10 protein-coding genes and 1 pseudogene are annotated in these 12,225 nt (G+C 40.0%); 7 read left to right on the forward strand and 4 right to left on the reverse strand.

All coding sequences use genetic code 11. The features are described from left to right. Positions 1-385: 385 nt before the first annotated feature. The 3 genes from MTF68_RS04150 (at position 386) to MTF68_RS04160 (ending at position 3,034) form a co-directional block, all read left to right on the forward strand. Complete coding sequence (locus MTF68_RS04150; protein WP_248461750.1) at positions 386-1,402, forward strand: kelch repeat-containing protein; 1,017 nt, start codon at positions 386-388, stop codon at positions 1,400-1,402. Then, positions 1,399-2,115 (forward strand): Sir2 family NAD-dependent protein deacetylase, encoded by a 717-nt coding sequence (locus MTF68_RS04155; protein WP_248461751.1) that lies wholly within the window; start codon positions 1,399-1,401, stop codon positions 2,113-2,115. Before MTF68_RS04150 ends, MTF68_RS04155 begins: the two co-directional genes overlap by 4 nt. Positions 2,116-2,236: 121 nt before the next feature. Continuing rightward, positions 2,237-3,034, forward strand: coding sequence for a response regulator (locus MTF68_RS04160; RefSeq protein WP_004587007.1), 798 nt, complete (start codon positions 2,237-2,239; stop codon positions 3,032-3,034). A gap of 59 nt (positions 3,035-3,093) precedes the next feature. Here MTF68_RS04160 and MTF68_RS04165 read toward each other — a convergent pair whose 3' ends face one another. Next, the gene (locus tag MTF68_RS04165) at positions 3,094-3,696 is read right to left on the reverse strand and encodes a LysE family transporter (RefSeq protein ID WP_024032917.1); all 603 of its coding nucleotides are present in this window, start codon (positions 3,694-3,696) and stop codon (positions 3,094-3,096) included. 72 nt (positions 3,697-3,768) lie between these two features. Here MTF68_RS04165 and MTF68_RS04170 point away from each other — a divergent pair, with 72 nt between their 5' ends. After that, on the forward strand, positions 3,769-4,701 hold the full coding sequence (locus MTF68_RS04170) for a LysR family transcriptional regulator ArgP (protein ID WP_248461752.1): 933 nt from the start codon (positions 3,769-3,771) through the stop codon (positions 4,699-4,701). A gap of 15 nt (positions 4,702-4,716) precedes the next feature. Here MTF68_RS04170 and MTF68_RS04175 read toward each other — a convergent pair whose 3' ends face one another. Next, positions 4,717-6,030 (reverse strand): M20/M25/M40 family metallo-hydrolase, encoded by a 1,314-nt coding sequence (locus MTF68_RS04175; protein WP_248461753.1) that lies wholly within the window; start codon positions 6,028-6,030, stop codon positions 4,717-4,719. A gap of 94 nt (positions 6,031-6,124) precedes the next feature. Here MTF68_RS04175 and MTF68_RS04180 point away from each other — a divergent pair, with 94 nt between their 5' ends. Further along, complete coding sequence (locus tag MTF68_RS04180; protein WP_248461754.1) at positions 6,125-7,267, forward strand: hypothetical protein; 1,143 nt, start codon at positions 6,125-6,127, stop codon at positions 7,265-7,267. Positions 7,268-7,362: 95 nt separating this feature from the next. Here MTF68_RS04180 and MTF68_RS04185 read toward each other — a convergent pair. Further along, positions 7,363-8,043: pseudogene (locus MTF68_RS04185) on the reverse strand (SDR family oxidoreductase). Positions 8,044-8,408: 365 nt separating this feature from the next. Then, entirely contained in the window at positions 8,409-9,317 is a 909-nt protein-coding gene (locus MTF68_RS04190) for a LysR family transcriptional regulator (protein ID WP_248461755.1), read from the reverse strand. Positions 9,318-9,507: 190 nt separating this feature from the next. On the opposite strand from MTF68_RS04190, the gene MTF68_RS04195 reads away from it, so the two are divergent. Both MTF68_RS04195 and MTF68_RS04200 read left to right on the forward strand, forming a co-directional pair. Next, complete coding sequence (locus MTF68_RS04195; protein WP_248461756.1) at positions 9,508-10,827, forward strand: alpha-amylase family glycosyl hydrolase; 1,320 nt, start codon at positions 9,508-9,510, stop codon at positions 10,825-10,827. Positions 10,828-10,962: 135 nt separating this feature from the next. Further along, on the forward strand, positions 10,963-12,165 hold the full coding sequence (locus tag MTF68_RS04200) for an MFS transporter (protein WP_248461757.1): 1,203 nt from the start codon (positions 10,963-10,965) through the stop codon (positions 12,163-12,165). Positions 12,166-12,225 lie beyond the last annotated feature (60 nt).

A 12,225-nucleotide genomic window follows, 5' to 3' on the forward strand; every position in this document is an offset into this window, starting at 1 on the left:
ATTTTTGTAAAACATTTGTTACCACAAAATATTAGCATACTTTATATTGCTAAAAGTACACTTTATTAGGCTAACTAGCATAAATTACTAAGTAGCAAGGATGTTTTAAAACTTAGCGCTAAATTATTAAAGTTTTGTAGTTTTTAAATAAAATTAATAAATAAAGCCTCAAAATCAAGTGATAAGGCGTGTAAATTAGGCGCTGCTTGTAAATTCGCTTATCTCATTTAGCTCGCTGGCTATATCATTAATTATTAGATGGTTTGTAAAACGCAGCACACCTAAACACACGCATTAATAAGGTAAATTACTTATAGTTAGCTGGTTCATACAGGCAAAATAATTTACCCTAAGTGTATTAGTCACTTTTATATTATTTGTTTTTATGAGCCTTCTTTTTTCTATTGCGTTAGCAAGCCTTCCTGCTTTACCCGAACCCGTTGCAAACAATGCCGTAGCTAAGGTAACTGTTGAAAACCAACGCTATTTTTTGAGTTTTATGGGGCTTGGTAAAAACAAACAACATAGCGATGTACACAATAAGGTATTTTCACTAAAACTAGGCGACAGCGCTTGGCAGCAACAAGCGAGTGTGCCTTCAAGTTTGCCATTAAAGGGGCGCTTAGCCAGTACTGCTGTTGGCTTAGGTGAATACGCTTATATTTTTGGTGGTTATACGGTAGATAGCGATCATACTGAAATTTCAAGCCCCGATGTGTACCGTTTCGATATAAAAAACAATACGTATAAACACCTTGCAAGCATGCCAGTACCAGTTGATGACAGCGTAGCGCTAAGCTACAAAGAGCGTTACATATACCTTATTAGCGGCTGGCATAACGATGGCAACGTAAATTTAGTACAAGTTTACGATACTAAAAACAATACATGGCAGCAGGCGTCGCCTTTTTTAGGTGAGCCAGTATTTGGCCAAGCGGCTGCTATTAGTGGTAATACTATTGTTATTTGCGATGGCGTTAAAACCCAAGCAAATCCAGATTCTCGCCGCTCGTTTGCAGGTGTTGCTCAGTGTTTAAAAGGCACAATAAATGCCAACAATCCGCTAAAAATAGATTGGCGCACGTTACCTCATCCTACAGGTGAATCGCATTACCGTATGGCTGCTACTAGCTACAATAACAATATTTACATGATTGGCGGCTCTAATAACCCCTATAACTACAACGGTATTGGTTACAATAAACAGCCAGCTCCGGCGAGCAACCATGTATGGCGTTTTAATATAAAGCAAAACACGTGGCAGGTATTACCTAATGTAGCTGTTGGCAGTATGGATCACCGTGGCCTACTTGAGCACAATGGGGCTTTATATCGTATTGGCGGCATGAATAATCAACAGCAAGTAATAAGCGATGTATTAGGGTACGAGGTAACACAGTGAATACACTTTATATTACCGGTGCAGGGGTAAGCGCAGCCAGTGGCATACCTACATTTAGAGGCGAAGATGGCTTTTGGACTATAGGCAGTAAAAATTATACGCCCATGGAAATGGCCACGCGCGCTATGTATCAAAACAATCCGCGCGAGTTTTTAGCCTGGTATTACAACCGTTTTGCTGCCTATCGTAACCATGGCTCTAATGAAGTACACCATTGGCTGAGCGATAAAAATTTAATAACCCAAAATATAGATGGTCTTGATGGCAAAGCCGGTAACAAAAATTACATTGCTATACACGGCAGGCTCGATCAAATGACGTTATTTCATGAGCAAGGCGAAGCCGTTAAACCGCTTATGACCCCGTGGGATAGTGTAGATGAAAGCCGCCTGCATGAGTCTCTTTTTGAGCTATTTAATATTCAAAACCAAACACCTGAGCTTAATCATTCGTTTAAGCCTTTTGTGTTGTTGTTCGATGAATTTTACACTGAGCTTTACAGAATAACCGAAGCACAGCAGCGTATGCTCAACGCCGATAAAATTGTATTTATGGGCACCTCGTTTAGTGTAAATATTACCCAAATGGCATTAGAAATAGCCCGTAATTACGACATACCTGTAGAAGTGGTAGACCCTAACCCTGTTCACATAATGCACAGCAACGTAACGTACAAAAAAATGAATGCATTAGAATACATCCAATCTAATTAGAAAGTGCTATATTTTAAAGAGATTGCTAATGTTTTCTTAAATATTACAATCTCTTTATATAATATTAACGAGACAACAATGTTATTATTATCCTTATTATAACAATACTAAAGAGACTTGAATGAGCGACCTAACTGCAATAGCAAACTTGTCCATTTTACTTGTAGAGCCTTCAGAAGTTCAGCAAAAAATAATAATAAAATCGCTTGCAGAAAGTGGTGTTAAACAAGTAGAAACTGCGGCTACCCAAGCGCAGGTTTTATCGTTACTTGAAAGTTACCACCCAGACCTAGTAATAAGCTCGATGTACTTATCAGACGGCACCGCCGACTCATTATTGCAAAAAATAAGACTTAACCCCGCCACTGAACATCAACCCTTTATGCTTATATCGAGCGAGCGTAATAAAAAGTACCTTGAGCAACTACGCCAGTCGGGTGTGTTGGCTATTTTACCTAAACCTTTTAGCGCAAAAGCCATTACTCGCGCACTCAAAGCAACTCTCGATATAATAAGCGAAGAAGAGGTAGATCTTGATCATTTTGATGTAACGCTACTTCGCGTACTTGTAGTAGACGACAGCCGCTTTGCTCGTAAACACATAATACGCGTACTTGCTGGCATGGGGATCCCCGAACCGGTAGAAGCCGAAAACGGAAAAGAAGCCATAGCGCACCTTAGTGAACAGTCGTTCGACTTAATCGTTACCGATTACAACATGCCAGAAATGGATGGCCGCGAGCTAACCGAAACAGTACGTGGCTCAAATGCTTACTCGCATATTCCTATTTTAATGGTGAGCTCAGAGGCAAACGACACTCACCTAGCTAATATTGCGCAAGCAGGAGTTGATGCCATTTGTGATAAACCGTTTGAACCGGCCACAGTGCGAGAATTACTTTATAAAATAATGTCTTAGTCTTTTAAAAAATGGCTAACAACACCGGTAGTTAAATACATAACTACCGCTGTTTTGGCTTATTGGCTTGGCACGTTATATAACTGAAACGCCACAAAACATAAAATAACCGCAATACAGCTATCAAATACGCGCCACCTAAACGGGGAGCTTAAAACCTTTTTTAATTTTGGCGCAAACAACACTAAGCTACTAAACCAAATAACAGAGGCCACACAAGCACCAATAGCAAAGTGCATAGGCGCGGGTTGTAATGCGCCAATGCTGCCAAGTAGTAATACGGTGTCTAAATAAACATGTGGATTTAGTAAGCTTATAGCAAAGGCCGCAAGGGCCGTTTTCCACCAGCTCACTTTTATTACCTGAGTTACTTTTAACCCCGATGTGCCTTTAATTGCGCTGCGCGCAGAGCCAAATGCTAAGTAAAGTAACATAGCTATACCGCCCCACGTTAACCACGGTAATAACCCCGGCAGCCATAGCTTTAACTCATTAGCGGCAAATACACCTACAATAATTAATGTGGCGTCGCAAAGTATACAAACCGCAGCTAAAACAAAACGGTTAGCGCCCGCCATACATTGGCTTAAAATCCAAATATTTTGCGCCCCAATGGCAATAATTAAACTTAGCCCTAACATCACACCCGACAAAAACGACATACTTCTAATCCACTCAAATAAAACCAGTTACCCAATGCCTTGCAGGGTAGGGGGTATTCTGTTACAAATCCAATGAATATATTTATTGTTATATGCGTAAAACTCATGATTGATTACCAGTTACTCAATGCGCTTAGTGCCGTTATAAGTGAAGGCGGATTTGAAAAGGCCTCAAAAAAATTATTTATTACCCAATCGGCGGTGAGTAGGCGTATTCATCAGCTTGAGGCCAAACTAGGCGAACCCGTATTAATAAGAACCCAGCCGCCATCGCCAACAGCATTAGGCAAGCGCTTACTTAATCATTTACAGCAAGTATTACAGCTAGAAGTGGCCCTTAATGTAGAGGCACTTAACGAGCACACAGATTTAAACACCCCGCTTAGCGTAAAGCTTGCTGCTAATGCGGATTCGCTTGCCACCTGGCTGCCCGAAGCACTCGCCGTATTAGATACAGAGCTTGCGTGCAAATTACGCTTTGAAGTCATTAGTGAAGATCAATCCATTGCCCATAAAAGAATGAAAGACGGCGAGGTTATGGTGTGTATTAGCTCATCCCCCGAGCCCGTTAATGGCGGACTAGTTAGCCCGCTTGGCGCCATACGCTACAAAGCCATTGCAAGCCCCGATTTTATAAAACAACATAAGCTTACTGAGCTTTCGCAATTAGCGCATTTACCGTGCTTGGTATTTAGTGAGTATGACAAGCTACAACACCAGTTTTTAGAAGATATTAATGGCTCAGCCCCACTGTTTACCCATATTTACCCTTCGTCAGAGGGATTTAAACAAGCCATGATAGCAGGCCTAGGTTATGGGCTATTACCTACATTACAGCTAGGAGATTCGCTGATAAAAGGCGAGTTAGTCGATTTATTCCCAGAATATTATATTGATACACCTTTATACTGGCACTATTGGCAAACCGAAAGCCCGCAGCTTAAAACGTTGCGTAAGTTTGCATTACAAGTAGCAGGCAAACGGTTAGAGCCTATTAACCCATAAAGGCTAAGCCTGCGTCTATAACTGCCCTAATCTGTAAATAAGCAGTGCTGTTTTAGTGGTGTTTTTATTAAACGAGGTTAAATCGGCGGTTTCGTTTTTAGTGTGTGCGCCACTGCCCATTAGGCCTAGGCCATCAAGCGCCATATCAACATGGTTTGCAGCAAACGAAATATCAGCAGCACCGGCATTACGTGGGTTTGCAGCCTCCACTTTGTTATAGCCTAAGTCTTGGCTTGCTTGGCTATACAGTGCGAGCAGCTTTTTATTACCCTTGGTGAGCCCCATTGGTGGGTAGCCGTCTTCAAAAATAAGCTCAGCGTGGCTACCATTTAAGCTTTTAGCCACTATTTGCTGCATCACTTTTTTAGCGCCTTCTACCTGCTTTGGCGAAAGCGCCCGTAAATCACCCGCTACATGGACGGTTTGCGCAATTACGTTACTTTTACCAAACGCCGTGGCTGACGAGTTAGCACTATCGTAATCGGCATTTGTACCGCCTACAATAAGCCCGGGGTTAAAGGTTAAATTAGGTTGTGTAGCTAGTTGCTCTCTAAAGTCATTTAAAATACGCGACGCCTCGTAAATAGCGCCATAGCCCACATTGTCACTAAATATTTGCGATGAATGTGCAGCATTGGCCGTTACATTTAACGTCCAGCCGGTATAGCCACGGCGCGCCGCCATCGCGGTTTTAATATTGTTATCGCCGTTCTCAAAACCTAGCGCTACGTCAGCCCAAATTGCGCCATCAACAATCGCCTTTTTAGATAAACTAAGTGGGCGGCCGCTGCTTTCTTCATCGCCGGTAAGCAGCACTTTTACGCTTACGTTTTCAAGTAAATTGAGCGCTTGCAGGCTTTTAAGTGCGGTAATTATAATAGTGTTACCACCTTTCATGTCGGCTACACCTGGGCCTCTGGCGGTGTGTTCATCAATTTGTTTATAGGTAGTAAAGTTATCGTGTTTAGCAAACACGGTATCAAGATGGCCGATCATCAGTATTTTTATTGCATCGGGATCATTACTCTCATGGGTTGCTAATACATGCCCTGCGCGGTTAAACGCACTGCCATCTAACCACTCAACCTTAAAACCAATGGCTTTTAGTTGCTCGCTTGCCAGCGCGCCTACCTTTTTTACGCCTTCAATATTTAGTGAGCCGCTATTAATGTTTACCGCTTGTTCTATTTCTTTAAGCGCTTGCGGCATGTTTTGCTCAACTTGTTTTACTATTTCACGCTCGTTTTTATTAAGCGCCGCATAGCTTGTAAGCGACAGGGTACTTGCAAGGATAAGAATAAGTGCTTGGCTAAATTTTAAAAGTGACATAACAGCCTAATAATTGAAGAAAAGAGTATTTAATATGAAGTAGTATTAGCTTATATTCAATATGAAATATTGCTGAGAGGCTGATTTAAGATTTATGGATAGAAAAAAATTAGATGCTTGGCAAAAAGCCCCTGTAAAAATAGTTAGTGAGGCAATATATCATGCAGCAAAGCGGAATGAAGAAGATAATCTAATAGCATTCCTATTACTGGATGTTGGTGCTGAGATGTTATTTAAAACTTATCTAGGGTTGCCAAAACATATTACAGGCTCAACTACCCCTGAAGATGAACGGTATAATATTCTTCGTAAAGGTTTTCATCATGTTATTGAAGGGGTGAAAAATAGTAGGCAAGGTATTAATGTCAAAGAGCTTGCTAGGGTTGAGTTTTTCCACGGGTTGAGGAATAAACTTTATCATCAAGGGAATGGTCTTACTATAAATCGTAGCCACCTAGATGAGTATGTACTTCTTGTTAAATCACTTTTTAAACAGCTGTTGAAGGTTGATATTGAAGAGCAATTATCAACTAATAGCCTGACAAAGGATGAAGTTGATCAAATAGCTAAGTTGAAGGAGGAATTTAATAGTTTATTAGAGTTATCTAAAACTAAAAATAATACTCTGAAATTATTGTGCAGTTTAATTGTCGAAAAAATTGCTCCACAACTACTTTTACCCTCATTTGTCAGAGAGTTTGAAACGTTGAGAGACAGAGCTTTTAGCGAAGAAGGCTTTAGCATAAATCAGGGTGAGATAACGTCTTATAAGACATTACCCAATGACAATAATTTGAGAATGGATATCTTAGGTTGGTTTGAAGAGCTTGTTCTACCCATAATCAAATCATCTCCTTATTTTGATAGCTTACATAAAAAGGTTGAGGTTGGTAATAAGCTCCATATAGATTCACTCTCCAGTCACCTAGGTGTGAAAAATGTTGAAGTGGTTAGGCATGAAGTACCTGCTATATTAAGCATTATTTTTGATGATTTTTTTAGCTTAGATAAATTTTATTTTAATATTGCTGAAATTGTTGTATTTAAAGAAATTGACTTTCAATGGCAGTTGAACTTTATGTGTTTTACTCTAAAAGATTTTTATCCAATGCAGCATAATGAGACCGAATTGGAGTATTGGATATCTACATTGGATACATGCAATTCACAAAATAAAAAGTTAGATGGCTTTATTAAGCAGGGTAACTATTGGTTGGAGAACAGTTATAGATTTTGAATATACAAAAAATTTAGCTTCAAATTAAAAATCCGAGCCATCAGGTTTAACGCCATTGGCATTAAACCTGATGGCTCAAACTCAACCAATCATCGTTAATTAGTCGGCATTAAATATATCTCGCGCACGTTGTTGCGCTGGTTTGCTTCAATGGCAAATAGTACGGCGTCGGCCACATCTTATGGGTCGAGTTTGTCGGGTTTAGCTTCATCAAAAAATGGGGTGTTTACCATGCCAGGGGCTATGGTGGTACAGCGGCCGTTCCACTCGCTCATTTCCTCAGCTAAGTTTTGGCCAAACCCGTAAGCAAACCATTTAGTTGCACCGTAAATAGAGCCTTTTATTGGCTTACGGCCAGCGGCTGAGCTGGTTAATATAAAGTGGCCTTTGTTTTGGCGTAAATGAGGCAGGGTTGCTTTTGCCGTCCACAGCAGGGCTTTAATGTTTATGTCTATCATGGTTGACCATTCATCGGGGTCGCCTTTTTCGGTGCCTGCGGTTGAAACGCCCATACCCGCGTTGGCGAATGCGGCATCTAGTCGGCCAAATTTTTTAAGCCCTTTTGTTACTACGTTTTCAAGTTCGGTAAAGTCGGTGGCATCTGCGGGTACACTCAGTGCGTTATCTTCACCTAACGACTCAACTAGTTCAGCTAATTTATCTTCACTTCTGGCGGTAAGAATGACTTTATGGCCGTTATTAACCAATGTTTTTGCACTCGCTTCACCTATGCCACTAGAGGCACCTGTAATTAGAACTACTTTTTCTTTCGCCATGATTATTTCTCCTATGTTTACATATTCGAAATGATAAGGACGGTTTAACTAATACGTGCTATTAACTGTACCAGTTCTGGGTTAACGGGGCTTGAATGGAGAGGCCTGTTTATCATTTGAGGTTGAATTTTCAGCTGTGTATAGTATTTAGATAAGGCTTAGACTAGGTAGTGTGGGTGCTACCCATAAATAGGCAATATGATAAAAATGCTAAGCCTGCACAATTTTCAGCGCTAACTTTTAAGGTGCTTTAGTATAAAGTCACTCAATTTAAAATGATGACATTTTTTACTTCAACTAATTTTAATCGTTTTTTACGTTGTGTGGTATAAAAGATTACCTAGCGACTTAATATAAATATTAGGTTAAATTAAATCGCTTGCATCAATAATAGCGTCAATAACATACTTTATACGCTTAGGCCGGCTGCTTATTTGAGGGTATAAAATATATACATCTTTTGTCTCTATTTGGTAGTTATCAAACAAACTTATTAAAGCCCCTCTTTCTAGCTCTTTTTGCACCATATAGCGTGGTAAGCGCGCTATACCTTTGTGTGCTAAGCACGCTTTTTTCAAAACCTCGTTGTCTGAAGACATTAATTTACCTTGTAACTGGATATTTAAAGCTAATTGCTCTTGATGAAATGTCCACTCTCTCCAATGCGAGAGCACTAAGCATGGAAAGTCTATTAACTGCTCAGGTGTAACAGGGGAGTTATTTAGTGCAATAAACTCTGGTGAAGCACAGCATACGTATTTCACTTGGCCGATTTTTTTGGCAACCATATCCTCTGGTGGGGCGTTACATATTCTGACTGCAAAATCGTAATCATCAGCTATTAGGTTATGAGTAGGGTTTCCGGTATCGAGGCAGATAGAAAGGCCTTTATGCTTATTCATAACGTCAGATAAAATAGGCCACAAGCTATATTGAGCAAGGCCTACGGGTGCTGTGCATTTTACTTCACCTGCAATTGAATCTTCGTTGTTATTTAATAATGTTTTGGTATCTGACCAAAATCGGGTTAATTTTCTCGACTGTTCAAAAAGAACCTCGCCAGCTGATGTAAGGCGCATAGTACGCGTATTTCTTACTAATAGCTGTTTTTCTAGCTGGGCTTCCAGTTGTTTTATTTGCTTTGATAAATACCCTTTTGAAACACCTAAGCTAAGTGCAGCTTTCGAGTAACTTCCTTGCTTAACAACTTCTGCAAATAATCGTACATCATCTAGTTTCATAATGGTGGCTTGGTGTGGTTTGTATAAAAACATTATCAAGCATTGTTTCTATATGTAAACAGTGATTTTGTTTTTAGCCGGTTGTTCTTGTTTTTAAATACTCGACAATAGTGCCACTTTTACTCAACAGAGATCATTAATGGTACTTAAAAATATAATATTAAATAAAGCGCATGCTTTTACTCTTTTTGTTTCGTTGTTATTTTTAAGTGGATGCAATACCGTGCAACCACAAGATAAATTGCATGCTTTTGAACCCCAACCGTATGTAGAATTAACACATCCTCAGTGGAGTAAAAATGCCACTATTTATGAGGTTAATATTCGTCAATATACGCCCGAAGGTACTTTTAATGCGTTTGCCTCGCACTTACCTCGATTAAAGGACTTAGGCGTAGATATACTGTGGTTAATGCCAATCCAACCCATAGGTGAAAAAAATCGTAAAGGTAAACGAGGAAGTTATTACGCAGTAAAGGATTACCAAGCTGTTAACCCTGAGTTCGGCACTATGGATGAGTTTAAGTCGCTAGTTGATCAAGCGCATGAACTTGGCATGTACGTAATACTTGATTGGGTGGCTAATCATTCTGCATGGGATAACCCACTCACAATAAGTAACCCCGAATGGTACACAAAAGATCATAACGGTAGTTTTCAGCCTACCCCATGGTGGGATTGGACCGATATTATTGATTTTGATTACGAAAACCCACAGCTGCGTAAATACATGACTGACTCATTAATTTATTGGGTTGAAGAAGCAAATATTGATGGCTATCGTGCAGATGTGGCTGGGTTTATTCCTACCAACTTTTGGGACACTGTTCGCATTGAGCTTGATAAAATAAAGCCTGTTTTTATGCTTGCAGAATGGGATGCAAGAGATTTGCATAAAAAAGCGTTTGATATGACCTATGCATGGGAGCTACACGATACGCTAGTTGATGTTAATAAAGGGCATGGCGATGCATCAACAGTTTATTCTCATTTTGCGCATGCGTTGAGTGCTTGGCCTGACAATGCAATCAAAATGAATTTTGTTGATAATCACGATAAAAATTCGTGGGAAAAGTCTATGTTTGCGCGCCATGGTAAATACCTAAATGCGGGTATTGTATTAACAGTGACTGCAGAGGGAATGCCACTCATTTACAGTGGGCAAGAAGCTGGGTTGGACAGGCCACTGGCATTTTTTGAAAAAGATGAGATCACTTGGAAGGCTCACCCTGTGGGTGATTTATACAAACAATTATTTAAACTAAAGCATAAAAATCAGGCACTTTGGAACGGTAATTGGGGTGGTAAAATGATTCCTGTGCCTAATAACAACAGTAAGGCTATTTTTTCTTTTGCTCGGCAAAAAGCTGAAGATAAAGTATTTGTAGTTATTAATTTTTCAGATAAAGCGCAAAGTGTCTCTTTTAATGAAACAATTCAATTAGGTGAATACACCGAATATTTTTCAAATAAGGCCACAGTTATCAATGCAGATACTCAGCTATCTGTACCTGCGTATGGCTATAAGGTATTCGTAAAATAAGTGTGCAGTTTAAAAATGTTTTTTATAACTGACGCCACACGTTTTCCACTTTAAATAGCCATACTACTACCGCAATTCGACATGGTTAGTGTTTGGCTATTCGCTATTTTTAAAATCAAAGTTAAAGGATCTTCTATGAGTGCAGATGTTGCGTCGGCATCTAATCAGTTAAATAAAGCTGCTATTTTATTGGTGTTAGCACTAGGTACGTTTATTTTAGGATTATCAGAATTTTCAATGATGCCTATGCTGCCGCTGATCAGTGAAACGTTTGGCTCAACCCCTTCGCAAAGTGGCTATGCAATTAGCGCCTATGCTATTGGTGTTGTGGTAGGCGCGCCGGTATTAATGCTTACAACGGCCAATATGCGAAAACGCAAAGCTTTGCTGATTTTTTTAAGCCTAATGTGTATTTCTAATGGTTTGAGTGCATTAGCAACCTCATTAGAGCAGCTCGTTATTTTTCGCTTTTTAAGTGGCTTACCTCACGGCGCTTACTTTGGTGCCGCTATTTTGCTTGCCTCCGATATTGCCCCTTCGGGTAAACGCGCAAGCTTTATGTCAAAAGTATTTATGGGCTTAACCATTGTGACCATCGTTGGCGTGCCTATTGTTACCTTGGTGGGGCAAAATCTAAGCTGGCGTTATTGCTTAGGTGGCGCTGCGGTTTTAGCGTTTATTGCGTTTATATTTGTATACAAAGTAGTGCCAAATATTGATAACGCTAAGCCATCTAACTTACTTAATGAGTTTGGCGTACTTAAAAATAAACTGGTGTGGTCTATTTTAGGTATTGTTGTTATTGGCTTTGGCGGCGTGTTTTGTATTTATACGTACATTGCCGATACAATTTTAGATGTAACTAAAACAGCCCCTTACACTATTTCTATCGCTATGGTGATGTTTGGTATTGGTTGTACGTTAGGTAATTACATATTAGGTAAAGCGGCCGATAAATCTGCCATTAAAACCACAGGGCTTGCACTTGTGTGTACCATTGTATTTGCAATTGCCTACGTTAGCGCAAGTTACAATATTTGGCTGCTTTATACGGTTATATTTTTAATTGGCTGTAGTATCGGTATAGCAACACTTATTCAATCTCTATTAATGGATGTAGCCCCAGAGGGCCATGCAATGATTGGTGCTTTAGTACAATGCGCATTTAACACCGCAAATGCTATCGGCCCTTGGGTTGGCGGGGCTGTTATTGCACAAGGTGCAGCGCCTAACCAAACAGGCTATGTCGCAGCGGCGTTGTTTTTAGGTGGCTTAGTAATGTGGTTTTTAAGCTACCTGCAATTAAACCGGCAGCAAGCAACAGCACAAACGTGTTGAATATACTCTTGTATTGACGAACTTACCCTACTGCTTAACGGTAAAGTGTGGGGCGACAAC

This window comes from Pseudoalteromonas sp. 2CM37A (genome assembly GCF_023161885.1).
Lineage (GTDB): Bacteria > Pseudomonadota > Gammaproteobacteria > Enterobacterales > Alteromonadaceae > Pseudoalteromonas > Pseudoalteromonas atlantica.